Below are 26081 nucleotides of genomic sequence, written 5' to 3' on the forward strand. Positions count from 1 at the left end.
AACGTGACCAATTGTGCCCACGTTAACGTGTGGCTTATTACGTTCAAACTTAGCCTTAGCCATGTTTATATTCCTCGTTTACGTCGAACACAATTCTGAGCAAAACCCAGCATCGACTTGCTTGCCTAAAAAAATAGACACCCTGATACTTGAAAAGCAGACTAATAAGCCTGCTTTTGAAATCTTGTGCAACAAAGTTGCTAAACTGTAATCTGGAGCTCTTATCGAGATTTGAACTCGAGACCTCTCCCTTACCAAGGGAGTGCTCTACCACTGAGCTATAAGAGCAAATTTAGTACTTCAATGGAGCGGGAGACGAGGGTCGAACTCGCGACATGCAGCTTGGAAGGCTGCCGCTCTACCAACTGAGCTACTCCCGCACGATGTTGGTACATTCCACTTAATTGAAGTCTTAAAATTGGTGGTGAGGGAAGGATTCGAACCTTCGAAACTTTCGTAGCGGAGTTACAGTCCGCCCCCTTTGACCGCTCGGGAACCTCACCATTTTACACTTACTTCAGTGTCGTTCTTCAACCATACTCAAACCCTCTAAGATGGTGCCGGCACACGGATTCGAACTGTGGACCTACTGATTACAAGTCAGTTGCTCTACCAACTGAGCTATGCCGGCGTTTCTTAGTGTTTCGTACGTTTCGTATCGGAACGGTGTGCAGTTTAGCAAATCTTGAAATCCTTGCAAGTGTTTTTTCTAAAAAAAACGTGAAAAACTCATAAAATCAAACCATTTGATGATAATTCAACCGATTTGATCACTGCGCGAGCTTTTATTTGCGTTTCATTCCATTCAGATTCAGGATTTGAGTCATAAACCACCCCTGCTCCAGCCTGAACATAGACCTTATTTTCACGAATTACACAGGTACGAATGGCAATCGACATGTCCATTTCACCATGCCAGCCTAAATAACCAACAGCACCACCAAAAATTCCGCGTTTTACTGGCTCAACTTCGTCAATAATTTCCATCGCACGTATTTTTGGCGCGCCTGAAAGTGTTCCTGCAGGGAATGTTGCTTTAAAAACATCCAAAGCATCTACATCGTCACGTACTTCACCCTGCACATTCGACACAATATGCATCACATGCGAATAGCGTTCGATCACCATTTGATCAGTCACATGAACTTTACCAATTTTTGAAACACGACCCACATCATTTCGACCTAAATCAATCAGCATTAAATGCTCAGCGATTTCTTTTTCATCTGAAAGCAGATCTTTTTCTAAAGCCAAGTCTTCTTCTTTAGTTTTGCCACGTGGACGAGTGCCCGCCAATGGACGCACAGTAGCGACACCATTTTCTAAACGTGACAAAATTTCCGGTGAAGACCCTACAATGTGAAATGGGGTGTTATTGCCCAAGGTCTGCCCTTGTACAAGGAACAAATATGGCGAAGGATTAAGATGACGTAATGCGCGATAAACTTGTAATGGTTCTCCATCAAAGTCTGACACCATACGATGACCTGGCACCACCTGCATCACATCCCCTGCTCGGATGTAATCTTTTACTTTTTCAATGGACGCCAAAAAGTTGTCATGGCCTGTTAAAGACTCAAAGTGTGGTGCAGTGTGTTTGATGGCTTTTAAGCTGACAGGCGTCGCAAGTATATCTTCCAGTTTATCTAATTGTGCTTGTGCTTTACTATAGGCATCGGCGTCATTTGCATCCGCATGCACAATTAAAAACAGCGTGTCTTTTAAGTTATCAAACACAATCACGGTTTTAGACAGCATCATCCAAATATCTGGCAATCCAACTGGATCGTCCGCAGGTACATTTTTTAGCTTTGGTTCGATATAACGCACCGCATCATAACCAAAGTAGCCCACCAAACCACCTGTAAAGCTTGGTAAGCCCGGCAAGTCCTGTTGGGTTGGAACTTTAAACTGTGATTGAAAGTCGCGGATATATTGAAATGGATCGAGGCAGGCTTGCTTACTCAGACTGCCATCGGCAGCTTTCACAGTAAGCACACCTTCATTGCATGAAAATACAGTGGACTCGCCCAAACCAATAATCGAATAACGCGCCCAGTTTTCACCCCCCTCAACCGATTCAAACAAATAGGCTTGTTGGTGCTGTTTTAAACGCGCAAAAATAGACAGCGGTGTATCTGTATCTGCTAAACGCTGACGATACACTGGGATAAGACTATAGCCTTGTTGAGCGAGTTGCTGAAATTGTGCTGATGTTGTCATGTGGTTTTTCTCTTTTAAATAGGGTTACTCAGTATGTAAATAAAATTGAACTGAGCGACGCCATCGAAAAACCTTACAACTATTCATTTTCTTTCCTTAGTACCCTTTGCTAAGCCAGCAGTTCACGTAAATCATCCACAATTAACTGTGGCTGACAGTCTGCTATATTTTCACCATGATTATAGCCATAGCTGACCACAATACAATCAATACCCGCACGGCGTGACGCTTCAACATCATTTGAAGAGTCTCCCACCATCAATATTTGTGCTGAACTGACCTGATAATGTTCGACACAATGATTCAACTGACGTGGATGTGGTTTACGTTCTTCAAAGCGATCGCCACCAATCACATCATCAAAATAATGCAACATATCCAGAGTTTCTAAAATCGTTCGTGCCGGTTGCTCTGGTTTATTGGTCACACAGACCAAAGTTTTGCCTTGTGCTTTTGCCCAATCCAAAAACTGAAGCACCCCAACAAATGGACGGGTTTCTGCACATGGATCGGCATTATAAATTTTTAAAAATGTTGCCAACAGTTGTTGGTGCTGTGCAGGATCCACCGTTACGGTTAAGTGCTCCAACACACTACGACAAAAAAGCGCAGTACCCTTTCCAATCCAAGCACGCACTTGTTCTTCACTCACCGCTGGAAGTTGCAATACATTGAGACTCATATTCATAGCCAAATATAAGTCGGCTGCGGAATCGACCAAGGTTCCATCCAAGTCAAATAGAAAGACTTCACGGTCTTGCAACTTCACATCAAACATAACACCCTCAATTTTTTCATTTTCATTTCAAACCATACATTTCATCTGCTTGAGATGCAATTGTGGTCTATATCTTTTATATCAATACAACAAAGGCATGCGATTGCATGCCTTTAGTATTCGCAACTTCGGGTTTATTTAAAAATAAACCATGCAACAAGCGCAAGAATAATTAACACAATCAGACTCATTAGCCCCAAAGATGCATTTTTTTGCTCAAGCTTTTCTTCTTCGGCACGTGTGATGGGTTGTTCAACAGGAATTGGTTTAGGCTCAGGCGTCACTGCACTAATATCTACACCTTCAGGAATTGGCGCAGGTTTAGGTACAGAAACATTTTGAGGCATTCCATCACGATTGAGCTGTACATTGCTATCGCGCTCACCTAGCTGTGTCATGCCCTGATCACTCAATTGCTGCGCAGCTGTTTTCACTTCTTCTACTACAGGTGCAACTGTTGGCTCAGGCTGAATACTTAACTCAGACACCGCAACAGCTTCAGCAGGTTGACGCAATGGAGTCACTGGTGCATCTACAGAAGCTGCCACAGCAACAACCGTAAATTTAGTCGCACTGGCAAACTGCACCACATCACCTGCGTGCAATTCAACTTCTTCTGTAGCCAGACGAGTATCATTGACAAAAGTCCCGTTTGAAGAACCTAAGTCTTGCACCCATAACGCTTGTTCTTTGAGCAAAAAAGCCGCATGTTTACGTGAAATATCTGCTTGTGCCAACACAATATCTGCTGCTTGATGGCGTCCAACCAAAAGGTCACGCTCAATATTGATCTCTTGCGCCGCCAAGTCGCCACCTAGGGCTTTTATTTTCCAAGTCATGAAATTGCTTCTCTACATGATTTTTTAGCATCATAGCATGCTGAATCAAGAAAGCTTTAACACCCCTGTTAAAGTTTGATTCAGCATGTGAGCATCATGTTTATTGGTTGTTTTTGTTGGCCGGTACACCGTTTGGCACTGTAATTGTCTGACGCTTTAATGCTGGCTCTATGGCGACAGGTGTCGTTACCACTTTGGTCACAGGTGCCGTTTGCGCCACAGGAGCAGTAGGCACAGTTTGATAGGTCGTACCCGTCACATTAGATGCAAGTTTTGAAACTGGCAAACGTTGTTGATAGACATCCTCTACCTGCTCTGGCAATTTCGCAAAGCCACCATCAGCGTCTAAAGCCAACTGTAAGCTATACAATTGATTATAACGTTGCTGAGTCAAACGGCGACTTTCGTTGCTATTACCAATAATGGTCGGGTGAATAAAGACCAATAAATTACGCTTTTTATTGGACTTTCCATCGGAGCGAAATAAGCGACCTAAGCCTGGAATTGCACCCAAGCCAGGAACTGCCTGCCGTAGATAAGATGTGTTATCTGAAATTAGACCACCGAGTACAATTGTTTGCCCATGCTCAGCCAAAATAGAGGTCTTTAAAGCACGTTTACTGGTCACCAAATCAGATGCTTGCCCTTTGTTGGCTTTTACATCTGAAACTTCTTGCTCCACCTCTAAACGAACAGAGCCACCTTCGCCAATGTGTGGCACCACCTTTAAGGTCACACCCACATCTTTACGTTCGATTGTTGTATAGGGATTGGCTGTACCCGCTGAGCTGGTAGACACTGAGCCTGTGACGAAAGGTACGTTTTCACCGACCACAATATAGGCTTCTTCATTGTCCATCGTCACAATTGAAGGTGTAGATAACAAATTGGATTTGGTGTTTTCTTTTAAGGCTTGGATCATTGCGCCATAAAGCTTACGTGAGCCATCACTGCCTTCTTTATAATCACCTAAGACCAAGGACGTCCCTGCACTCACCGCACTGGCCGCTCCCAAAGCACCATTCGCTACCGCACCTGCTGCAATCTGACCTAAGCTAGAGCCAATATTATCAAAGTTAATAATACCAATACCGCTGCTAATATCCCCCAATGCCCACTGTACGCCGAGTTGATCTGCATCATTGCCTTCAACTTCAATAATCGCCGCTTCAATCAACACTTGCTGACGGCGTGTATCTAGTTGCTGAATCGCAGATTCAATTTCACGCATTAACTGAGGATCAGCCTTCACTACCAATGCGTTCTGAGTTGCATCGGCAATAATACTAATGCCATTACCGTTAAACGTAGTGATATTATTTTGGTTAGCGCTACTATTATTTGAGTTTAAATTAATACTCGAACCCGTATTATTATTTGAGCCATTATTCGACGTTGAATTGTTATTCATTAAACTATTCATGGTCGAATTGGTATTTGAAGAAGATGATCCTTTAGACGAATCTGTCGATGAGACTGCTTGCCCCGTGACTAAGCCTTGTAAAATCTCTGCCAAGTTTTTTGCGCTGGCATATTTTAAACGGAAAACTTTTAAGCCACCCAAACGATCTGCAGATGGCACATCCAACATTTCAATCATTTGGCGGATACGTTTACGCGATGCCGTATCGCCTTTAATCACGATTCGATTGGTTCGATTATCCGCAATAATACGCACACGTGCGCCTTTCAAATCTTTGGCTGCACCTGTAGAGCTCATAGAGTCCAATAAGCCAATCATTTCTTCTGCTTGACTCGACTGTAAGGTCACCGCTTCAATGTCATTTTGACCTGTGCCATCAAGGTTACGAATAATCGTTTCCAGCTGATAAATATTACTTGCACGATCTGAAACAATTAAAGCATTCGTCCCTGCAACCCCAGACAAATGTGCAAACTGTGGCATGAGTGGGCGCAGTGCAGGAATCAAATCATTGGCATTGGTATTATCCAACCAAATCACACGCGTTACGATTTGATCTCCCGTCGCACGATGACGTGCATCATAAGGGACACCTGAGCTTTTCACATTACTGTCTGGCACCAATTTAATGGTATTGCCTGACGGAATGGCGACCACGCCATTGACATTTAATACCCCTAAAAAGAGATCATAAACCTCATTTTTATTCAGTGGCTTGTTTGAAATAACTGTGACATTACCTCGAACCCGTGGGTCTACAGCAAAGTTTTTACCTGTAATGTCTGCAACTTCGTTAATAAATGCAGTTAAGTCTGCATCACGTAAATTAATTTTCCATGTCTGTGCATAGCTGGCAGTGCTGACCATAGCCACCAGCGGCGCCAAAGCATAGGCGGCCAATATTGGACGATTATTATTGAATAAAGCCATAACTACTCGTGTTTCCTAACCTGCTTTAGTGATCACACATCACTTCAAATCCTGTTGTACGGTTACCACTTGATCACCGCGTTTTATTTCGAGCTTGACCTGACCCTCACGTCGAGCTTGTTCTAATAATTGTGCTTCTGTTTTCCCTTGCCCAACCGTTTGACCATTGAGCGACATAATACGGTCGCCAGGTTGCAAACCAAGTTTATTGCGTAGCCCTACGGGTGTACGCGCTGTAACTTCATAACCACTGCCATTTGCCGACGACCCAATTCCCATATCTTGTAAATACTGATCACGGTTTTCTTGTATCTGTTGTACTGCTTGGCCTATGGCACTACTGGGCTGTGTATTTTGTGTATTGGCGGGTGCAGATGCACCTGTATTGCTATTTGATGCATTGGGATTAAGTTCTGGAACAATCGGTTGATCTAAACCATTTTCCATACCTTTAAACTTGAGTTCACGCACTGCGCCACTGTTGTTTCTTAAAATCACACGGTCCCAATACACTTCAGACAAACTATAGTTGGAACCTAAAATCATCTCACCCACGCGATAACGATCGGCAACTTCATTGACCTTAATCACGGCTGAAGAGAATTGGCTTGGATAACCTTGTACTACACCTTGCAAACTCATATTTAACTGCTGATCCGCTGCAGATGTATTGGCCGCTTCTTGAAAAAGTGCGAATGAGCTGATATTGGGTACTTGAGCTTGCTGTGAACCCAATTCCACCCGCTCGATTTGCATGACTTGGGGTGGCGCTAATAGCAACCAAAGTAAAGCGGCTAACTTCCAACATAAAATTAAAATCGCGATGGCCAGTGCCACAGGTGCGATACGATCTGCTTGCTTTAAATCCAGTTGTTTAATTTTATCCATCCACGCACTCATTACATGCCACCTCGTATCAATGGCTGACGTGAGCTCACTACATAAGTATCTAAGCCAGCTTTTCCATCATAAGAAGCAACATTCATTAATAAGCGCTGTGTCAATTGCACATCCAGCATTAGGCTGGCATCCAATTGCAAATTCATCATTTTTTGTTCACGTTGATCACGCACATCGATGAGCAACTTACCTTGTTCATCTGAGAGCTTAGCCATTAAAGACGGAATCGTCATTCGGTCTTGTCGTTGTGCATAGGTATAAATTAACTCACCACCCGCCCATTGCAATTGACCTTCTGCCTGCGTAAAACCTTGGCTTGGATGGTATCGAACCGCAACATCTTTTAATTGAATAGCATTCACGGGCCACTGCCAATCGGCTAAACTTTTGAGTGTTTCTGGCGCAATCTGCCCATTCATATCTTGAACATGTAGCGTTTTACCTAAGCCATAGCCTAGCACTGCATCAAGCTTGGTATTGCCACTATGAATTTCAACATTTGCACCCAAGCGCAGTAAAATTAAATCCCAAGGCCGAGTTTTCCAACTGACTGACCCTGTTAACTGATCTTTTTTCCAATCTGCCTGCCCACGCCAAATATTGCCACTGACGTTATGAAGGGTCTGATTATTTTTATAAAATTTTGAAAAAATCCATGCTGCTGGTACTTGCAACAGGATAAAAATAAAAAAACTAATGACAGCAAAGATCAACCATCTGATTTGCTTTGGTTTCTTGCTCATCCTGCCCCAACTAAAATTATCATTTTTCTTCCATGAAACTCGCATTCTTTATAGACACATTATGCACACTTTTTCCACAACGCCAATTCATAGGGATAAAAAAACCAAGCAAAAATGCTTGGTTTTTTATCTTAGCGTCCAATCATGACGATGCCATGACCAATTGCCTCGAAGTTTGCGTCAACTTAGATAATAAAATCTTCTAACTTCGCACCTTTTTCAAGTTCTGCAACCAACCAACGAGGTTGTTTACCACGACCTGTCCAAGTGTCTTCTGGATTTGCTTTGCTACGGTAACGTGGCTCTACTGATTTACGCACAGTTTTTTTACGTTTGCTTGCACCAAATTCTAAAATTTGTTCAATCGTTAAACCTACATTTTCTGCGATTTCTAGGATTTGATTATAGGCATCTTCAACTGCTTGATCTTTTTTAGAGGCAATTAAAGCTTCCGCTTCAACCTGTAGTCGTTTTAATTCTTCTACAGATAAATTACTGATGTCTGGCATTACATTAACTCCGAGTTTCATTTTATTTTGTTTTGTAAAACACGCTCATCATATTTATATTACAATTAATATTCAATAAAAATAAAAATAAAAAACATGTTTTCACTAATCTTCACAAAATATATATACCTCGAATTTAAATGATATTAGAAACACTTAATTCTATTTCTTTCATTTTTAAACGTACGCGCTCTGGAATTGCTGTTTTCTTCATATTGATTTTATCTACACAAACAATGACTGCCTCTCCTTGAGCAATAACTGCTTGTTGCTTTTCACTCCATAAAACATAACTCATTCTTAATGCACTATTTCGGAGCTCTTCAATACGTGTGGCCACACTTAATGTATCGGGATAAAATACAGGTTTTAAATATTGACACTGACTCGAAGCCACAACTGTAAATACATCGGTCGAAAATATATCTAAAGCATCAAAATATAGAATTCGCGCGCTTTCCATATAACGATAATAAACCGTATTATTTACATGACCAAAAGCATCCATATCCCCCCATGCAACAACTTGCTTGAGAATAATTGGATAATGCTTGATTAAGTCCATTTATAATTTTCCTTTAAATTTTAATTTTCACAAAATTCGCATTATTTTCAAAAATAAGATTTAACTGTTGCACTAAATCTTCTTGACCTTGCAACAAAGACTTAATTCTTAAATAACTCATCAACACATCATCTGGATATAACTGCAACAGTGCTTCTGCATCTTGAATACGCCCTGTGGCCATATACACATGCCATTTTGCAAAACTTAATACAGGCAATGCAGGATAACGACTTTCCCAAAGCGAAATTTGCTGCTCAGCCCGCTGATAGTCTGGGTTTTGACACAATAGTTGTTGCTCAAACCACAAATAAAACACCTCTTGATTGAATTGCTCTCCAAGCAAGTGCTCTGCGAGCTGTTGATGCTGCATGCCTAATTCTGGTAAACGCGCTAAAATCTTCAACCAAAGCACTTTAATATCATAAGGGCGCACCTCGATTTGTTCGCTTAAATCTAGATAGCGCTGTTGCAAACGTTGTAAATCAGCAACGGAGGCTTGATCAAATGCCTTTAACAACTGCTTTAACCAGACCTGCTTTGCAGTTTCATCTAAATGTCCGTAGCGCGTAGAATGTAAATATAACCACGGAAACTGCGCAGCAAACTGCCCCCACAAGCTAATTAAACGTTGCTCATACGCTTCTTTAACGTTATTTAACCAAGGGGATAATTCATGTTGATTTAAAAATTCCAGATGTGTGAGTGCTTGCTCACCATCATGCTTTGACAAAAAAATCTCAATACGCTGTTGTTCAGCTAGCTCAAATGCCATCGGATTTGCTTCATTTAAAGCAATTAAGGCTTCGTTATATTGTTGACGCATCCAATATAAACGCGCACTAATAATCCCTTTTAATAAACCTGATTGACTGAACACTTGTTGAATAAAGTTTTGCTGATCAGGACCTGCATTTAATAACCAAACCACTGCCAATTGCTCATAGGGATGCAATTGATTAAAACTAAAAACCGTTTCAATTTTACGTTGCTCACGGCTTAAATAACGTTTTACGGATAACCAAAGCATTTGAACAATAAAGCTTAATAAAATTAAACAGAAAATTAAAACCCACAGATTGGTTTGTATTTGCCATTCACGCCAATATAAATAAACATAGCCAGCACCATAACCATAGCTCAACAAACTAAATAATGCGGTACATAATAAGCCGACAAAGAGATAGGCTAAAATGATCTGCTTCATATTGGCTTATCCGATTAAAGTTCGTGTATTTAATACAGGTGCAGTAAATACAGGGGATTGTTTTAGTTGATGTATACGCTGAATAAAATGCTGGGTGTTGATATCTGGAAGTTGTTTTAAACTCTTTTCAATCGATGTCAACTCAATTTGAAAGGCTTGATATTGCCCTTTCTGTAAAAGTTGCTGTGCATTTAATAAGCGCAATTGGGCTTCTTTTAAAACCAATGAACGTTGCATTAAAACCGCACTTGGTCGATCGACAGATTCAATTTGAATCCAACGCTTTAAAAATGACTGATCTTGTTGTTCTGGCAAACCAATATGTTGTTTTTGGATTTCTTTAGCCAATTCCGCATCCAATTGCTGGAGCAGATTCACCGTCTTTTGGTTTTGTGCATTCCGTGCATGTACAAATTGCACAATATTGCCCCGATCTTTTTCAATCACCTGATGCAAACTAACTTTCAAAGCAGGTGCCAAAGTATAGCCTTCTAAGTTTTGATCCAATTTCATCAGCTTATCTAAAGCCAAAGTATATTGTTGTTGCTGTAAGGCAAACTCAATGTAATCCAACTGCATTGCAATGAGCTTGCTTGGCGCCATTTGCTCAACTGGAATCGGATCGACTTGTGCACTTGGAGCAACATTTGTGGTCAATGGCTCGCCTATTTGTCGTTTTAATGCCGCCATTTGATCATTTAAGCTGGCATTGCGTTGTTCTAATTGGCTTTGATGCTGTTGCGCCTGTTGCTGCTGCCCTTGCAACAGGTAAACGTCATAACTTAACTTCAGCAACCATAATGCCAGTACAACCACCAACAAGATAGACAGTTTCTTCATGTATTCCCTTGCACAGCATGAAGCTGTTTTAAAATAGTATCCTGTTTTAAATCTTCGAGCTGTATCACCTGATACCCCAATTGATGCTCATGACAAGATTGCTCGACCAGATGAGTCACTCGCTCAGCCAGAACAAAACAATATATTGAGATCTGTCCAAGCGAATAGTGCTGTGCTAATCGTAGCCAATTACGCCAACTGGCCTCACTACTCACCAGTAATACACAAAGCGAAGCCTCACGAATGAACACCAAATTTTCTTGCAAGCTTTGCTCTGTAGAGGTTGGGCAATAGCGTCGATACAACACAAAATTGAGAACTTGAATCCCTTGTGTAGCTAAAGTATCCATCATAAATTGACGGCCACCTTCTCCACGCCAAAACGCAATCCGCGCCGTTCGACCAAGTCGTTGTAGCACAGGTAAACGTAGCATGCCTTCCGAGGTTTCAACTTCGGGCACTTGGCTTTCGAAGCCATATTGCAATAGTGCTTGTGCTGTTGCTTGCCCGACCGCAATCCACTGAATATTGTGTAAATCTTCAGGCTTGCCACCAGCTTGAGCCAAGGCCTGCATGCCAAATTCCACCGCTGCTGGACTCACCACAACAATCACCTGCACTTCGTTTATTTGGGCAAATAAAGTCGCAAGTGATTCAGACCACGGCATCGCCTCAAGTGCTAGCAGAGGAAGTTCTAATACAGTCAATCCCTCAGCTTGTAATGCTGACGTCAGCTGCTGAGCGCGATCTGCGGGTCGAGTGTTAATAAACAACATGGCGTGAAGGATAAAACGTGTTTAGTACAAGGCTTTCAATAAATCGCCAGCACCTTGCTCCAGCAAATCTTTGGCTAAGGCCACACCTAGTGCTTCTGCATCTGTCGTTGCACCTTGTTGGGTTGCTTGTAGGAGCGTTAAGCCATCAACACTACCGACACGCCCTTCAATGTGCAATCCATCCTGTTGCAAGGTCGCATAACCTGCGATTGGCACCTGACAACCACCTTCCAAATAGGCATTAAAAGCGCGTTCCGCACGTACGCAGGCATTGGTTTCGTCATGCATTAAAGGCAAGATATAATCCAATACTGTGCTGTCTGCTTCACGGCATTCTAGGCCCAATGCACCTTGGCCCACAGCAGGCAAACTTAATTCAGCGGCTAAGCTATGACGAATGCGATCAGCCAAACCAAGGCGTTTTAAACCTGCGCTGGCCAAAATAATCGCATCATATAACCCTGCATCAAGTTTAGATAAACGTGTGCCCACATTGCCACGTAAATCAATAATTTCGAGGTCTGGACGGCTTTTTAAAATCTGACATTTACGGCGCAAGCTTGATGTGCCCACCTTAGCACCCTGAGGCAAGTCTGCAAAGCTTGCATAAGTATTTGAAACAAAAGCATCGAGCGGATCTTCACGCTCACAAATTACTGCCAGCGTTAAACCCTCAGGTAATGCCATTGGCACATCCTTCATGGAGTGTACGGCTAAATCTGCACGACCATCTAGTAAAGCAGCTTCAAGTTCTTTAACAAATAAACCTTTACCACCAATTTTAGCCAAGGGTGTGTCTAAAATTTTGTCACCCTGAGTTACAAATGTAACCAACTCCACCTGCAAACCTTGGTGCAGGGCTTCGAGACGAGCTTTAATGTGCTCCGCTTGCCAAAGTGCAAGCGGGCTTTGTCGTGTTGCAATCTTCAGGGTTTTCATAACATTCAAATAACAGTCAATATGAACACATTCTAAACTTAACTGTCTTACATTGAAATGCAATATCTTTAAGGCACAAATACGCGATTAAAGATTATAGTTTTTGTATGCGCTCTCTTAAACTGGGTAAATGTCGGCGACTCACTGCCAAGCGCTCTTCCAGTTCACGACAACGTACTTGATATTGCCCCGAACTTACTACTTCTAAGCCATCTAAATAACTCACTGACACCAAAGCATTACGATGGATTCTAATGAATTGGTCCCCAAATTCGAGTTCTAAATCTTTCAATGTTTCATCAATCAAAACACTGCCATTTTTATGTCTTACCGTGACATATTTTTGATCCGCCAAAAAATAGTAAATATTTTCTACAGGCACCAATTCCACACCACGATAAGTCTTTGCCGCAATCTGATGACGGCTGATTTTAAGTTCTTCCATATTTTCTTTTTGTTTTATACCGCTCATTTGAGCTTGAGTGAGTTTAACGAGATGATCTAAAACTTGTTGCAATTCCTGTTGCATCACGGGTTTAAGCAAATATCCCTCGGCATTGGATTTAAATGCATCCAGTGCATGGTGATCATAGGCCGTACAAAATATAATAGCTGGCATTGGATCCAGCTCACGTAAATGTTGTGCGCAAACCAAACCATCCATTTCAGGCATTTGAATATCTAATAAGATGACATCGGGTTCTAGGCTTTGTGCCAAATCAATCGCCTGTTGACCATGCGATGCTGTTGCCACAACTTGATGTCCCATCTGTGTGACCAAACGTGATAATCGCTCTACTGCCAGAGACTCATCATCACATATCAGGATGTCCATTTCTCCTCCTTACACAGTTCACTTTATTTATTTTTATAAGTGCGCGGTGCTGTTTTTTACTTATATTGATATTGTACAACGGTTGTAAACATTTCTTTTCCTGCATACGTTTGAAATGTCACTTGCGGTCCATAATAGGCCTTTAAGCGCTGATGTACATTTTCAACTGCAATACCATGTCCTTGGCGTAACTTTATTTTATCCTGAACAAAAGGATTAGTAATGACGATATTGACTTGATTTTGCGAAATTTCAATCAATATGCTTATCGTACTCTTTGTTAGAATTTTTTCAACTCCATGAAAAATACTATTTTCCACTAAAGGTTGTAAAGTTAGCAGTGGAATTTGTACGCGATCGTACATTTCTGGATTTACCAGTTTCCATTCCACACTCAAACGCTCACCTAAGCGAATTTGTTCAATGGCCAAATAACGCTGACACAACTCTACCTCGTCTTTTAGGCTCACCAATTTGAGTTCCTGAAAACTGGCCCGAAATAAGCGCGATAAATTCAACAGCATTTGTTCAGCTTTATCGGGATCAATCGCAATTAAGCTAATGACACTGTTCAGACTATTAAATAAAAAATGCGGATGAATACGCGCTTGCATCGCCTGAATTCGCGCATTCAACTCACTGTTTTGTTTACGCGCCCAAAGTTCTCTTAAATAAATATAACGAAAACAAATCGTTCCTAAAAGCACACCAAAACTTAAATGCATCAACACACCATCCCACGCATGCGTTGCACTCAAGCCAGCCAAACTCAGGTTTTCACCAAAATAGATTAGGCTATTGATACTCAAGGTCGTCAACAACACCAAGACTTGTAGCAGTAAAAAGCCCAAAAACAACTTAAATTGTAGTTTTAATGGCGACAACCTCGCCTCAAAATATTCTGTTAAAGCAGCAAAAGCCAATAAAATCCAATTAATAAATAGTACATATTGCATGGTATGGGTAAAGCTCAAATTCTCCCAAGCTCTGGCCTGTGCCAAGGCCAAAACCAAGGCCAAAATATTGCCCGCCCACAACAATTCCAGTAAATACTTCCCTCGACCAAAACGCGTTGTGAAGTAACTTAAGGTCGTGGTTCTTGACCGCTCACGAAAAGTTTGCAGGTCAGCTTCGGCAATGGGCGTTGAATTTGCTATACTCTTTTTAGTTCTACCGCTTTTTATCTTATTGAGCCGACATGACCACATCTTCTAATTCCTCTAATCCGTCACAAGCCCAAACTTCGGGTATGTGGGGCGGCCGTTTCGCTGAAGCAACCGATGCTTTTGTAGCTGAATTTACAGCATCTGTTCAATTTGACCAACGCTTTTATAAACAAGATATTGCAGGCTCTATTGCCCATGCAACTATGCTTGCAAAAGTTGGCGTTTTAACAGAACAAGAACGTGATGACATCATCACGGGCTTAACTGCAATTAAAGCAGATATTGAAGTTGGCAACTTCGAGTGGCGCATTGACCTAGAAGATGTGCACATGAACATTGAGTCACGTTTGACTCAGCGTATTGGCATCACAGGCAAAAAATTACATACGGGTCGTAGCCGTAACGACCAAGTGGCAACAGACATCCGCTTATATGTGCGTGATGAAATTGATGCTATTTTAGAATTATTGCAAAAATTGCAAAAAGGTATTTTGGGCTTAGCCGCTAAAAATACCAATACCATTATGCCAGGCTTTACACACTTACAAACTGCACAGCCAGTGACTTTTGGTCACCACTTAATGGCGTGGTTTGAAATGTTAGTACGTGACTCTGAGCGCTTAATTGACTGCCGTAAACGTACTAACCGTATGCCATTGGGCTCAGCGGCTCTTGCAGGTACAACCTACCCAATCGACCGTGCATATACAGCTGAGCTTCTAGGCTTTGAAGCTGTTGCTGAAAACTCACTCGATGCTGTATCTGACCGTGACTTTGGCATTGAATTTAATGCTGCTGCATCACTCATCATGATGCATTTATCTCGTATGTCAGAAGAAATGATCCTTTGGACATCTGCACAATTTAAATTTGTGAATATTCCAGACCGCTTCTGCACAGGCTCATCAATCATGCCGCAGAAGAAAAACCCAGATGTACCTGAACTCATTCGTGGTAAAACTGGCCGTGTATATGGCGACCTCATGAGCTTATTAACGCTGATGAAAGGCCAACCATTGGCATACAACAAAGACAACCAAGAAGACAAAGAACCATTATTTGATGCTATCGATACGGTTCGTGGTTCACTCATGGCATTTGCTGACATGATTCCTGCATTGGTTCCAAACATTGAAATCATGCGTGAAGCTGCCCTTCGTGGTTTCTCTACAGCGACAGACCTTGCAGACTACCTCGTGAAAAACGGCGTAGCATTCCGTGACGCACATGAAATTGTGGGTAAAGCGGTTGCGCTTGGCGTGCAAGAAAGCAAAGACTTGTCTGAATTAACACTTGAGCAATTACAACAGTTCTCAGATTTGATTCAAGCAGACGTATTTGAAAAAGCATTAACGCTGGAAGCTTCTGTGAATGCGCGCAACCATATTGGTGGTACGGCGCCTGCTCAAGTTGAAGCGGCTATTGCACGTGCTTACACACGTTTAGAAGCACTTTACGCTTAATCGCCTTATATAAACTTTGGAGTATTGATATGTCTCGACAAATTTTTTGCCGTAAATATCAGGCTGAAATGGAAGGCTTAGACTTTGCACCTTTCCCTGGTGTAAAAGGCCAAGAACTTTTTGACACCGTGTCTAAACAGGCATGGGGCGAATGGTTAAAACACCAAACAACGCTCATCAATGAAAAGCGTTTAAATGTGTTTGAACCGGATGCTAAAAAGTTCCTTGAAGAACAGCGCGAAAAATTCTTCAGCAATGATGAATCACTTGAAAAAGCTGAAGGGTTAAAGCCTGAAGAAAAATAAGGCATTGCCTTATTTTTCTGCAAGACAAGCGAAGCGCGTAGTTTCAAATGTCAAAAAAGGAGTCCGCAAAGGCTCCTTTTTTAATGCTCCGCCACGCCACAAGACGAGAAGCCATGCTTCGAGTGGAAAAATTAAAGCACTGCTTTTCTTTTTTACGCAAGACAAGGACGAAGTCCGCGTAGGCTTTAATTCAAAAAGAATCTCCAATTTTGGGGATTCTTTTTTACTGCTCTAAAAATTACGTAAGACAAGCGAAGCGCACAGTTTCAAATGTCAAAAAAGGAGTCCGCAAAGGCTCCTTTTTTTTATTTATTAAATTGCTCTACCACAGACCAATACCTGAGCGAGCAAAGCGTTCATCTACCAACGATTAAAATAAAGCCTGAAATAAAAACAAAATGAACAACAATTATTCATGTACCAGAAATACTTCAAGCACGCAGCTTTGTATCAAAATAATTTAATGTAAACATGCAGATACACAACCCACATAAAACTCAACATTACACTACAAGAAGCCACATGATTCCTATCAGGTGAGTGCCTATAATGGCACTTAAGGATAGAGAGACAAACTCTTTTTCTATAACCACAAATATCCCCGATTTTTATTCCCAGTCTTCCCCCAAAGTCTGGGAATTTTTTTATCTGCTTTTTGCATAATCTACACTATGCCCGATCCAACCAGATCCAACCAAGAGTGCCCTAAAACAAAAAAGCCCCTCATTGAGGAGCTTTATTTATTTTTAAATCTTGTGTTCAATCACGGTTGCTTTAGATACGGCCATGCAGCTTTCAAATAAATAAACATCGACCATAAAGTTAAGATCACAGCCATATATAACAAGCCATAACCCAACATTTCAAGCGGTTGCCAGTTTAATAAAAACACGGTAATCGCAATCATTTGAAAAGCAGTTTTATACTTACCCACCGTAGATACAGCCACACTGGTACGTGCACCTAACTCGGCCATCCACTCACGTAAAGCCGACACGGTAATTTCGCGTGAGATAATCACAATTGCAGCAAAAGCCATGGAAATAGTAGGTTGCCATTGCACTAAAACAATTAGCGCGGCGGCCACCATCAACTTATCTGCAACAGGATCTAGAAAGCGACCAAATGCCGATGTCTGATTCAAAGTACGCGCCAAATAACCATCAAACCAATCGGTTACTGCAGCGACAACAAAAATACCCGTCAACAAAATATGACGCGACATACTTGCATCATGGCCTTCTACGCCCATTGCTGGTGGCCAATACGCTACCGCAAGAAAGACTGGAATTAGCCCAATTCGCGCTAAAGTTAAAATATTTGGAATATTCAGGATTCGACCTGCTGCCATAGACACCGCCAGTGTTTACCCCCGTCATGCACGATGTAAATGCACAATTTTCTGAGGATTTATCCATCATTATTAATAGCGTTCACTTTATACGAAATGCCCAACAGTGTCACTAGGCAAAGACCGTCACCACCTGTCGCGAGATTGCAATCAGACGGCCAGCACTGTCCCAAAGCTGCGCCTGTTCTGTGGCATAACCATGTGCAGCATAGTCTGTAAAGACTTTATATTTCAACCAATCATGCAGATTTGACTGCAATGGATGCACACAGGTCAATTGCCATGTAAGTGAGCTGGCTGGCGCCATAGTCTTAAACATTGGCAACACACCAGGTGGCCACATATCAAACGCAGCCATCAAATCCGCCGTTTGTAATGCTCGATTTTCATGCAATGCAGGATCAAAGCGAAACCAGCCACCAAAGTCTGGCTTCGGGCTTGCAGTACATGGATATTGCCCTTCTGCCCAAATCATTTGCATTTGTTTAAAGCATTCAGGTGCCAGCGGATGATGCTGTGCGATTTGAAGCTGTTCAACTGCAGGATACTCTGGCGCAGGCTCTTCATGATGAACGACTATGCTTGAATCACGTAGCACACCAAAACTCGCAAGCAAAATTGTTTGTACGGCGTCATCTTGCCATAGACGCACTTCAATGGTGGTCACCGACTTGCCTTGTCGCAAGATTTCTGCGCTTAACTTTACTTTGGCCAATTGCACTGGCCCCACAAAAGTAACACTGGCACTCAATAAGCCTTTACTTTCATCTGCAATGGTCGCAATGGCTTTATGCATCAGTATACTTGCAACCAATCCACCATAAATGGTCCGTCCCTGTAACCATCCTTCTGGTATATCAACCCATTCAGATTGATCAATTTGTGCGTACATTTGCGTTAACGACATGGGGCATCCTTTCTAAAGCACTTAGTCTGTATAGTTATGCAAGTTTGAACTGATGTGAATGATCATTGACCCATGCGTCATTGAGCACTTTGGCCAAGACTATGTCATTTCATTTGTTATCTCAGCCATTCAAACAGCAGAATCTAAAGTGCCTCATGCAATATTTTATAAATTGCTCGCGCCATCACATCCCCCAAACCAGGCACCAGTTTTAGATCATTTTCAGAAGCTTTTAACACGCCTTGAATGCCTCCAAAATGCGTGAGCAAGTCACGGCGACGTTTTGGTCCTAAGCCAGGAATTGCCTCAAGTACCGATGAACTCCGTTTTTTATCGCGTTTGGCGCGATGCTTGGTAATCGCAAAACGATGTGCCTCATCACGTACCTGCTGAATTAAATGTAGCGCTTTATGGTCTTCGGGCAATTGAATTTTGGTGCCATCGGTAAAATGCAGGGTTTCTAAGCCGGGCTTACGCCCCTCTCCTTTAGAGACACCCACCATAAAAGCATCGAGCTCAAGCTCCTGCATGACTTCCATCGCCATGTGTAATTGCCCTTTACCCCCATCAATCAACAGTAAATCGGGTAACATGGCTTTTTTATAGCGTCGGGTCAGTGCCTGACGCATGGCAGCATAATCATCGCCTTCAGTAATATCGTTTATAGAAAACTGACGATAATCGCGCTTACGTGCGCCACCTGAATCAAAGACCACACAGGAGGCCACGGTCTCCTCCCCCATGGTATGAGAAATATCAAAACATTCGATGCGATCGATCGGACGCCCTACCACCTGTTCTAACTGATGAAAACGCTCATTGAGCTCAAAATGATTCGCCAGCTTGCCTTTAATCGCATGCTGTACATTCATTTGCGCCAGTTCGAGCCATTCGGCACGGGTTTCACGCACACTGTGCTTAATCTGAATTTTTTGCTCAAAGTGCTGATGCAGCGCATCTTCCAGCTCTTTACGGTTGGCTGGCTCTACATTCACAATCAGCTCAGCAGGAATTTCATCCGCCACTTGGAAATAAAAGTTAGCCATAAAATCTGCCAGCATCTGTTCTAAATCATCGCCCAACATGTCGGGGAAATAGCTCTTACCACCCAGCATTTTACCGTTGCGCACATGCATGATCTGCACGCAAGTGACACCCGCGTGGTAGGCAATCGCCAATATATCCGCTTCGCCTTTGACTTTATAAATGGCCTGCTGCGACTGCACATCTCGTAGCAAGGCCATACGGTCACGGTAGAACACTGCCTTTTCAAACTCTAGCGCTTCAGCAGCTGTTTCCATTTTTTGAATCAGCTCCTGATTCAGTTCTTTGGTGTCACCTTGCAAGAAACGAATCGAGTTATTGACGTCTTCTTTATAATCTTCAGGGGAAATTAGGCCTACACATGGCGCAGAACAGCGTTTAATTTGGTATTGCAAACAAGGTCGCTTACGTTGTGAAAAATAGCTATTTTCACACTGGCGCACATTAAATAGTTTCTGCAATACCACCAGCGTATCGCGGGCATTGTAGGCACTCGGATAAGGGCCAAAAAACTTGCCTGTTTGATGTTTGCCTTTGCCACGACCTGAGGCAATACGCGGGTATGGCTTATCACTGGAAATAAAAATATACACATAGGATTTATCATCACGCAGCATAATGTTATACGGCGGACGATGCAGCTTTATCAGATTTTGCTCGAGTAATAACGCCTCGGTTTCCGAACGAACCACCAGCGTTTCAATATCATAAATCCGTGCGACCAAAGCCTGTGTTTTCGGGTGCTCAATAGTTTTAACAAAGTAGCTCGATACGCGGTTTTTTAAATTTTTAGCCTTACCGACATACAGCAACTCGCCATCTTTACCCAACATACGATACACGCCGGGCAAAGTGGTCATATTGGCTAAAATCGTTTCGATATTTTCACGCGCGTTTTCGTTCACAGGCATCCTGTTTAAAAATGGATTTGCACACTTAAAATATAGCTCAAATTCCAAATTTCAACTGAGCGGATCGACCCATTTTTTAATTATTCGAAGTTTCTTCGACTATATCTGGCTCAGTTATATCATCTGACTAAGCAGTGTTCATTTGACTTCCTTGTAGATAAAATCGCTAAGCCATCTCCAGTGACGGCATTCATTTTGAGCCATTCCCATTTAAAGCTTCATTCACTTTTTTATGTTTTGAAAACGAATCACTAAATGCATTAAATGCCGTTTCATTCATAAAATCACAAGCAAGCTGATCTGGCACTTGTATCAAACTTTCATTTTTAAAATGATAGAAACCCCAATATATATCTCCCTCTATTTCAAGTTTGATATTCGCCAATGCACTCTCACCCTCTTGGCGTTGAAACTCAATCCATGTGACATTATTCCACACACCGCTCCGAACGACGTCCTGTGTATCCTCCACATGGGGAGCAATCTGTTCAGGATAAAATTCAATATACTCTTAGCTGCTTGAAGCCGACTGTTTTTGCCAACATTCTGAACCTTGCGGAAAAACATTATTTGCCACAGAAGGCATCCCCAAAACCATAGCAATAACTTGGGCAACACTGTCCCATTGGATATAATGCAAAGGGTTGCTGGAATCCTCTCTAATCATCCTTCCAGATACATCTATTTTTTTATATTTCCAAGACATGATTAAAGGAGGGTTTCGCCTATCCGTGCTCAAGCTATAAGTTAATTCATCATTCTTAAAACTTGCGCTCGAGCCCACCCAATATTTATGTTGTTCTAAATATACCGATTTTTCTGATAAGAAATAATCCGGCGTAATGATTTGCCTTAATACTTCAGTCTTAAAAATCGGTAAATCACTGTAATTAATATATAAATTTTTATTTTCATCAAAACTATATGTTTTGCCATTCGTATAAATAGAGGTGAACATTATAAGATCATCTATATCATAAGCTCCCGTATAACCATCAATGGCATATAAGTTCTCAGGAATCACAGTCTCTTGATCTTGATCATTACCGCCGCATGAAGCCAACATGAGGGCAAAAATGGCAGACGTTATTGTTTTTTTCATGGCGCTATACCGTATCCTTTTATTTTTAATTATTAAACTTTGGCTAAATTTCACACACCAACACAATAAAAGCCAGTTATTTCTATGTTTTCAACAATCATCTGATTGCTAAAAACTATCAGTGCAAAAACTGAAATTTGCTATGCTCCCTTGCATGACTGACCGAAGGATTCTTCCGAATGAGCAATGCCAATCATGTATTCCATGCTGTGCACCCCACACTCTCTACACACAGCGCTTCAGAAAAAAACCGCTTGATTGGCAAACCACGTTTTCATTTTGAGCCTCAAGTGGTCATGCAAAAGTTGCGCGAACGCATTATTGGGCAGGATGCCGCATTAAATGAAATTGAAAAAATGTTGCATGTGGTTAAAGCGGATTTCTCCAGCCCAGACCGTCCTTTAGCAGTCACCTTAATGCTCGGCCCGACTGGTGTGGGTAAAACCGAAACCGTTCGTCTCATTGCCGAAGCTATTTACGGCCGCCCAGATGCCTTTTGCCGCATTGATATGAACACTTTAGCGCAAGAACACTACGCAGCTGCGTTAACTGGCGCGCCTCCGGGTTATGTCGGCTCTAAAGAAGGCCATAGCTTATTTGATGAAACGGCAATTGCGGGCAGCCATACCCGCCCAGGCATTATCCTGTTTGATGAATTGGAAAAAGCCTCAAATGAAGTGATCCGCGGGCTCATGAACGTACTGGATACAGGCCGTTTAACGCTAACAGCTGGAACAAAAACCATTGATTTTCGTAACTGCATGATCTTTATGACCAGTAATGTGGGTGCTCAAGCCGCACAGCAATATTTAGATAAGCTGAATTTTTTACCTAAAAAAATGCAGGACATTTGCCTCAAACGTGTGCCGACACAAACCATCATTGAAAAAGTCATGCAACGTAAGTTTGATCCAGAATTTTTAAACCGTATTGATCGTAGCTTGCACTATTTACCTGTACAAGATGATGCTTTACCCAAACTGGTCGATATTGAACTGGAAAAATTAAATCTACGCTTACAACATCAAAAACGTCGCGTGAACTTAACAGATGCAGCCAAAGCGCATTTTTATCAAGGGCATGACATTCGTTATGGTGCACGCCATTTAGGACGTAAAATGCGTACAGAGCTTGAGCCTATTTTGGCAGTGTATTTTTTAAATCACCCCGAGCACATGGACTTAACCCTAGATATGCACCAAGGCGTGCTGTGTATAGCAACACAGCAAAACACTTCAAGTAGCTCAGAAGAAACATCTATTCAAGCTTAGCCCCCAAACTGGCTTTAAATAAGGCGATTTTACGTGGCGAGATTAAAATAAATTTTTGCTTGCCCTCTTGAGCATAATCAATACGTAGGCGCTGAAAAGACAATGCAGGTGCAACTGTTGAAAAGTCAGTGTCTTTGACATGCTGTATGCTTTCTAAAGGGATATGCCATGTCAAAAACATGCATTTCACCACCAATTCTTTGGCTTGGAGCTGATAACGTGTACTCCACAAGGGCCACCACAACACCACAATCGTGAGCGCATAAACTGTAGCAAATAACCAATTCTGTTGCAGACTGCCTTTGGCCAACATATTGAGGAGTAACTGTAGCAACAAACCACTCATAGCAATAACAAAGCCCCATACCCACCAATCGACTTTTGAATGAAATGTCTGTGTCTGCATCGTTGAATTCCCCCTTCTTTATTGCATTCTATACAAAAGACAAAATGAAAAAATCAAAATGATGGGAAACTTAAGTGTAGCCCTGAACTTAAAACCCTATGCTGGCGATGTAATTCTCTTTGCCACACTGTCGACAGCATCACAAAAAATGAGCCAATTGACCTTTTTGACTCGACCGACACTGTTTATTCTCTTGAAAAATTAGACTAATTCCTCATATACATAAGCGTGATAAAACTAAAAATATGAGTCGAAACAAAAGTTTCTTCGCATCATGACCTGCTGAATTAAGCCTTAAACACACGGGATGCAAGTTTAAAGACTAAAAAATTTGATGACCCTTGCGTCACGGCTTGATACAACTTGTTATGTTCTTTTTGGATATAGTTATCGTAAGATTGGCGAAGCAGAAATGTGCGCAGGAATGGCGCTCACGCTTCACAACATCAACTTAGAAGTCCTCCAAAATAAAGGAGATCAGGCATGATCCACGCTGGCAATGCCATTACCGTCCAAATGCTTTCGGACGGAATCGCAGAATTCCGCTTTGACTTACAAGGTGAGTCGGTCAACAAATTTAACCGCGCAACGATTGAAGATTTCAAAGCTGCGATTGACGCTGTTAAAGCAAACGCAGACGTTAAAGGTTTAATCGTCACTTCAGGCAAATCAACATTTATTGTTGGTGCTGACATCACTGAGTTTGGTGCAAACTTCGCTCAAGGCGAACAAGCCATTGTGGACTGGGCACTGCCTGTTCACGATATTTTCAATGCATTTGAAGATTTAGACGTTCCTAAAGTTGCTGCTATTAATGGCATGGCTTTAGGTGGCGGTTTTGAAATGTGCCTCGTGTGTGACTACCGTGTCATGTCTGAAGCTGCACAAGTTGGCCTTCCAGAAATCAAACTTGGTATCTACCCTGGTTTTGGTGGTACTGTTCGTTTAAGCCGTGTAATCGGTATCGACAACGCGGTTGAATGGATGGCAATGGCTGCGCCTAAGAAACCTGCTGCTGCGCTTAAAGACGGTGCTGTAGATGCGGTTGTGGCTGCGGACAAACTACAAGACGCTGCAATTGATCTTGTGAAGCAAGCACTTGCTGGCCGTGTAGACTGGAAAGCAAAACGTCAAGAAAAACTTGATCCAGTTAAACTCAACATGCTTGAGCAAATGATGGCATTCAATACAGCAAAAGGTGCTGTACTTGCAAAAGCCAATCCTGCTCAATACCCTGCGCCAAAACTACTTTTAGACTCATTACAAGCAGGTGCAAGCCTTCCACGTAATGAAGCGCTAAAAATTGAAGCGCAAGGCTTTGCTAAAGCCGCTGTTACTCCACAAGCTGGCGCGTTGATTGGTTTATTCATCAACGACCAAGTTGTGAAGAAAACATCGAAAAAATATGAAAAAGGTGCGCACCCTGTAAACCAAGCAGCTGTACTTGGCGCTGGTATCATGGGTGGTGGTATTGCTTACCAAGCGGCAAGCAAAGGCACACCAATCATCATGAAAGACATTGGTAACCCACAACTTGCTTTAGGTATGAAAGAAGCGAATGGCTTGTTAACAAAACAAGTTGAACGCAAGAAAATGAAACCTGCGCAAATGGGTGAAACACTTGCTCGCATTCGTCCTACATTAAGCTATGACGAATTCAAAGAAGTGGACATCGTGATTGAAGCAGTAACGGAAAACCCGAAAGTTAAGGGTATCGTACTTGCTGAAACTGAGAAAAATGTTCGTGAAAACACGATCATTGCTTCTAACACATCTACGATTTCTATCACTCGCTTGGCTGAAAACCTACAACGTCCTGAAAACTTCGTAGGCATGCACTTCTTTAACCCAGTTCACATGATGCCATTGGTAGAAGTGATCCGCGGTGAGAAAACATCAAGCGAGGCAATCGCGACAACTGTGGTTCTTGCTCAAAAAATGGGTAAAACTCCAATCGTTGTAAACGACTGCCCGGGCTTCCTTGTAAACCGTGTATTGTTCCCTTACTTCGGCGCGTTCGACCTTCTGCTTAAAGATGGTGCTGACTTCCAGCAAATCGACAAAGTGATGGAAAAATTCGGCTGGCCAATGGGCCCTGCTTACTTGATGGACGTTGTTGGTATCGACACTGGCGTTCACGGTGCAGAAGTAATGGCTGAAGGTTTCCCTGACCGTATGAAGCCAGACTTCAAAGGTTCAATTCAAACCATGTACGAAGCAAAACGTTTGGGTCAAAAGAACGACGTTGGTTTCTACAAGTACGAACTTGACCGTAAAGGCAAAAAAGCCAAAGTGGTTGATCCAACTGCTTATGAGCTTGTTGCATCTGTTGCAACTGCTGAGAAACGCGAATTTGACGCTCAAGAAATTATTGACCGCATGATGCTGACTTTCTGCAACGAAACTGTTCGCTGCCTAGAAGACAACATCGTAGCAACTGCGTCTGAAGCTGACATGGCGATGATCATGGGTGTAGGTTTCCCTCCATTCCGTGGCGGCCCATGCCGTTACATCGACCAAACTGGTGTAGCTGAATACGTAGCGCTTTGCGACAAATACGCGCACTTAGGTAAAGCTTATGAAGCGCCACAAATGTTGCGTGACATGGCTGCTAACAACAAAAAATTCTACGGTTAAGGAGCAACGTG

The 26081-nt window shown here is 42.2% G+C and carries 24 protein-coding genes, 4 tRNA genes and 1 pseudogene; 4 read left to right on the top strand and 25 right to left on the bottom strand.

Translation table 11 applies throughout. From position 1 onward, the window contains the following. The 19 genes and pseudogenes from EXE29_RS10850 to EXE29_RS10940 form a co-directional block, all read right to left on the bottom strand. A pseudogene (locus tag EXE29_RS10850) lies at positions 1 to 63 on the bottom strand (GTP-binding protein); the annotation flags it as partial. Positions 64 to 213: 150 nt separating this feature from the next. Beyond that, positions 214 to 288, bottom strand: a tRNA-Thr gene (locus tag EXE29_RS10855). Positions 289 to 304: 16 nt separating this feature from the next. Continuing rightward, positions 305 to 380: transfer RNA gene (locus tag EXE29_RS10860), tRNA-Gly, on the bottom strand. A gap of 39 nt (positions 381 to 419) precedes the next feature. Further along, positions 420 to 503, bottom strand: a tRNA-Tyr gene (locus EXE29_RS10865). Positions 504 to 555: 52 nt separating this feature from the next. Next, positions 556 to 631: transfer RNA gene (locus EXE29_RS10870), tRNA-Thr, on the bottom strand. Between the two features lie 98 nt (positions 632 to 729). Beyond that, entirely contained in the window at positions 730 to 2223 is a 1494-nt protein-coding gene (trpE, locus tag EXE29_RS10875; protein ID WP_120364702.1) for an anthranilate synthase component I, read from the bottom strand. A gap of 109 nt (positions 2224 to 2332) precedes the next feature. Then, a complete protein-coding gene (locus tag EXE29_RS10880) occupies positions 2333 to 3001 on the bottom strand; it encodes a phosphoglycolate phosphatase (protein WP_120364701.1) in 669 nt (222 codons plus the stop codon). Between the two features lie 134 nt (positions 3002 to 3135). Beyond that, complete coding sequence (locus EXE29_RS10885) at positions 3136 to 3840, bottom strand: FHA domain-containing protein (protein WP_106984290.1); 705 nt, start codon at positions 3838 to 3840, stop codon at positions 3136 to 3138. Positions 3841 to 3940: 100 nt separating this feature from the next. Further along, positions 3941 to 6193, bottom strand: coding sequence for a type II secretion system secretin GspD (gene gspD, locus EXE29_RS10890; RefSeq protein ID WP_120364700.1), 2253 nt, complete (start codon positions 6191 to 6193; stop codon positions 3941 to 3943). 39 nt (positions 6194 to 6232) lie between these two features. Beyond that, positions 6233 to 7093 carry a type II secretion system protein N gene (locus EXE29_RS10895; RefSeq protein ID WP_120364699.1) on the bottom strand — a complete coding sequence of 287 codons (861 nt, stop codon included), beginning with the start codon at positions 7091 to 7093 and terminating at the stop codon, positions 6233 to 6235. Then, positions 7093 to 7836 (bottom strand): type II secretion system protein N, encoded by a 744-nt coding sequence (gene gspN / locus EXE29_RS10900; protein ID WP_106984287.1) that lies wholly within the window; start codon positions 7834 to 7836, stop codon positions 7093 to 7095. The genes EXE29_RS10895 and gspN overlap by 1 nt, the downstream gene beginning before the upstream one ends. A 185-nt stretch (positions 7837 to 8021) precedes the next feature. Next, positions 8022 to 8345, bottom strand: a complete 324-nt coding sequence (locus EXE29_RS10905; RefSeq protein WP_120364698.1) for an H-NS histone family protein — start codon at positions 8343 to 8345, stop codon at positions 8022 to 8024. 136 nt (positions 8346 to 8481) lie between these two features. Further along, complete coding sequence (locus EXE29_RS10910) at positions 8482 to 8910, bottom strand: acyl-CoA thioesterase (RefSeq protein WP_120364697.1); 429 nt, start codon at positions 8908 to 8910, stop codon at positions 8482 to 8484. Positions 8911 to 8923: 13 nt separating this feature from the next. Beyond that, a complete protein-coding gene (locus EXE29_RS10915) occupies positions 8924 to 10117 on the bottom strand; it encodes a heme biosynthesis protein HemY (RefSeq protein ID WP_120364696.1) in 1194 nt (397 codons plus the stop codon). 6 nt (positions 10118 to 10123) lie between these two features. Next, complete coding sequence (locus EXE29_RS10920) at positions 10124 to 10957, bottom strand: hypothetical protein (RefSeq protein WP_120364695.1); 834 nt, start codon at positions 10955 to 10957, stop codon at positions 10124 to 10126. Next, positions 10954 to 11733, bottom strand: coding sequence for a uroporphyrinogen-III synthase (locus tag EXE29_RS10925; protein ID WP_117006636.1), 780 nt, complete (start codon positions 11731 to 11733; stop codon positions 10954 to 10956). Before EXE29_RS10925 ends, EXE29_RS10920 begins: the two co-directional genes overlap by 4 nt. A gap of 21 nt (positions 11734 to 11754) precedes the next feature. Continuing rightward, the gene (hemC, locus tag EXE29_RS10930; protein WP_117006635.1) at positions 11755 to 12672 is read right to left on the bottom strand and encodes a hydroxymethylbilane synthase; all 918 of its coding nucleotides are present in this window, start codon (positions 12670 to 12672) and stop codon (positions 11755 to 11757) included. 94 nt (positions 12673 to 12766) lie between these two features. Beyond that, a complete protein-coding gene (locus EXE29_RS10935; RefSeq protein ID WP_120364694.1) occupies positions 12767 to 13507 on the bottom strand; it encodes a LytR/AlgR family response regulator transcription factor in 741 nt (246 codons plus the stop codon). 56 nt (positions 13508 to 13563) lie between these two features. Then, complete coding sequence (locus tag EXE29_RS10940; RefSeq protein ID WP_120364693.1) at positions 13564 to 14715, bottom strand: sensor histidine kinase; 1152 nt, start codon at positions 14713 to 14715, stop codon at positions 13564 to 13566. Here EXE29_RS10940 and argH point away from each other — a divergent pair. Beyond that, positions 14706 to 16136, top strand: coding sequence for an argininosuccinate lyase (gene argH, locus EXE29_RS10945; RefSeq protein WP_120364692.1), 1431 nt, complete (start codon positions 14706 to 14708; stop codon positions 16134 to 16136). The two genes, EXE29_RS10940 and argH, sit on opposite strands and share 10 nt — an antisense overlap. Before the next feature lie 29 nt (positions 16137 to 16165). Continuing rightward, positions 16166 to 16441: an oxidative damage protection protein gene (locus tag EXE29_RS10950; protein ID WP_120364691.1), complete on the top strand. Its 276-nt coding sequence runs from the start codon at positions 16166 to 16168 to the stop codon at positions 16439 to 16441. Positions 16442 to 17204: 763 nt separating this feature from the next. On the opposite strand, the gene pgsA is transcribed toward EXE29_RS10950, so the two are convergent. The 5 genes from pgsA to EXE29_RS10975 form a co-directional block, all read right to left on the bottom strand. Then, entirely contained in the window at positions 17205 to 17792 is a 588-nt protein-coding gene (pgsA, locus tag EXE29_RS10955) for a CDP-diacylglycerol--glycerol-3-phosphate 3-phosphatidyltransferase (RefSeq protein ID WP_106984277.1), read from the bottom strand. A gap of 112 nt (positions 17793 to 17904) precedes the next feature. Beyond that, entirely contained in the window at positions 17905 to 18699 is a 795-nt protein-coding gene (locus tag EXE29_RS10960) for a thioesterase family protein (RefSeq protein ID WP_106984276.1), read from the bottom strand. Positions 18700 to 18842: 143 nt separating this feature from the next. Next, positions 18843 to 20648 (bottom strand): excinuclease ABC subunit UvrC, encoded by a 1806-nt coding sequence (uvrC, locus tag EXE29_RS10965; protein ID WP_120364707.1) that lies wholly within the window; start codon positions 20646 to 20648, stop codon positions 18843 to 18845. Positions 20649 to 20844: 196 nt separating this feature from the next. Beyond that, a complete protein-coding gene (locus EXE29_RS10970; RefSeq protein WP_120364690.1) occupies positions 20845 to 21093 on the bottom strand; it encodes a hypothetical protein in 249 nt (82 codons plus the stop codon). 72 nt (positions 21094 to 21165) lie between these two features. Beyond that, a complete protein-coding gene (locus tag EXE29_RS10975; RefSeq protein ID WP_120364689.1) occupies positions 21166 to 21756 on the bottom strand; it encodes a hypothetical protein in 591 nt (196 codons plus the stop codon). Between the two features lie 179 nt (positions 21757 to 21935). Between EXE29_RS10975 and EXE29_RS10980 the strand changes: the two genes are divergently transcribed. After that, positions 21936 to 23027 (top strand): AAA family ATPase, encoded by a 1092-nt coding sequence (locus EXE29_RS10980; RefSeq protein WP_120364688.1) that lies wholly within the window; start codon positions 21936 to 21938, stop codon positions 23025 to 23027. Here EXE29_RS10980 and EXE29_RS10985 read toward each other — a convergent pair. Beyond that, positions 23014 to 23433: a PH domain-containing protein gene (locus EXE29_RS10985; protein ID WP_106984273.1), complete on the bottom strand. Its 420-nt coding sequence runs from the start codon at positions 23431 to 23433 to the stop codon at positions 23014 to 23016. The two genes, EXE29_RS10980 and EXE29_RS10985, sit on opposite strands and share 14 nt — an antisense overlap. Positions 23434 to 23916: 483 nt before the next feature. Here EXE29_RS10985 and fadB point away from each other — a divergent pair, with 483 nt between their 5' ends. After that, complete coding sequence (gene fadB / locus EXE29_RS10990; RefSeq protein ID WP_120364687.1) at positions 23917 to 26070, top strand: fatty acid oxidation complex subunit alpha FadB; 2154 nt, start codon at positions 23917 to 23919, stop codon at positions 26068 to 26070. Positions 26071 to 26081: the final 11 nt, after the last annotated feature.

This window comes from Acinetobacter sp. WCHAc060006 (assembly GCF_004209135.1).
Taxonomy (GTDB): Bacteria; Pseudomonadota; Gammaproteobacteria; order Pseudomonadales; family Moraxellaceae; genus Acinetobacter; species Acinetobacter cumulans.

Bases quoted from the DNA above. Each gene is read 5' to 3' on its own strand.
- trpE (WP_120364702.1), bottom strand. From the start codon at position 2,223: ATGACAACATCAGCACAATTTCAGCAACTCGCTCAACAAGGCTATAGT.
- EXE29_RS10880 (WP_120364701.1), bottom strand. From the start codon at position 3,001: ATGTTTGATGTGAAGTTGCAAGACCGTGAAGTCTTTCTATTTGACTTG.
- EXE29_RS10885 (WP_106984290.1), bottom strand. From the start codon at position 3,840: ATGACTTGGAAAATAAAAGCCCTAGGTGGCGACTTGGCGGCGCAAGAG.
- gspD (WP_120364700.1), bottom strand. From the start codon at position 6,193: ATGGCTTTATTCAATAATAATCGTCCAATATTGGCCGCCTATGCTTTG.
- EXE29_RS10895 (WP_120364699.1), bottom strand. From the start codon at position 7,093: ATGAGTGCGTGGATGGATAAAATTAAACAACTGGATTTAAAGCAAGCA.
- gspN (WP_106984287.1), bottom strand. From the start codon at position 7,836: ATGAGCAAGAAACCAAAGCAAATCAGATGGTTGATCTTTGCTGTCATT.
- EXE29_RS10905 (WP_120364698.1), bottom strand. From the start codon at position 8,345: ATGCCAGACATCAGTAATTTATCTGTAGAAGAATTAAAACGACTACAG.
- EXE29_RS10910 (WP_120364697.1), bottom strand. From the start codon at position 8,910: ATGGACTTAATCAAGCATTATCCAATTATTCTCAAGCAAGTTGTTGCA.
- EXE29_RS10915 (WP_120364696.1), bottom strand. From the start codon at position 10,117: ATGAAGCAGATCATTTTAGCCTATCTCTTTGTCGGCTTATTATGTACC.
- EXE29_RS10920 (WP_120364695.1), bottom strand. From the start codon at position 10,957: ATGAAGAAACTGTCTATCTTGTTGGTGGTTGTACTGGCATTATGGTTG.
- EXE29_RS10925 (WP_117006636.1), bottom strand. From the start codon at position 11,733: ATGTTGTTTATTAACACTCGACCCGCAGATCGCGCTCAGCAGCTGACG.
- hemC (WP_117006635.1), bottom strand. From the start codon at position 12,672: ATGAAAACCCTGAAGATTGCAACACGACAAAGCCCGCTTGCACTTTGG.
- EXE29_RS10935 (WP_120364694.1), bottom strand. From the start codon at position 13,507: ATGGACATCCTGATATGTGATGATGAGTCTCTGGCAGTAGAGCGATTA.
- argH (WP_120364692.1), top strand. From the start codon at position 14,706: ATGACCACATCTTCTAATTCCTCTAATCCGTCACAAGCCCAAACTTCG.
- EXE29_RS10940 (WP_120364693.1), bottom strand. From the start codon at position 14,715: ATGTGGTCATGTCGGCTCAATAAGATAAAAAGCGGTAGAACTAAAAAG.
- EXE29_RS10950 (WP_120364691.1), top strand. From the start codon at position 16,166: ATGTCTCGACAAATTTTTTGCCGTAAATATCAGGCTGAAATGGAAGGC.
- pgsA (WP_106984277.1), bottom strand. From the start codon at position 17,792: ATGGCAGCAGGTCGAATCCTGAATATTCCAAATATTTTAACTTTAGCG.
- EXE29_RS10960 (WP_106984276.1), bottom strand. From the start codon at position 18,699: ATGTCGTTAACGCAAATGTACGCACAAATTGATCAATCTGAATGGGTT.
- EXE29_RS10975 (WP_120364689.1), bottom strand. From the start codon at position 21,756: ATGAAAAAAACAATAACGTCTGCCATTTTTGCCCTCATGTTGGCTTCA.
- EXE29_RS10980 (WP_120364688.1), top strand. From the start codon at position 21,936: ATGAGCAATGCCAATCATGTATTCCATGCTGTGCACCCCACACTCTCT.
- EXE29_RS10985 (WP_106984273.1), bottom strand. From the start codon at position 23,433: ATGCAGACACAGACATTTCATTCAAAAGTCGATTGGTGGGTATGGGGC.
- fadB (WP_120364687.1), top strand. From the start codon at position 23,917: ATGATCCACGCTGGCAATGCCATTACCGTCCAAATGCTTTCGGACGGA.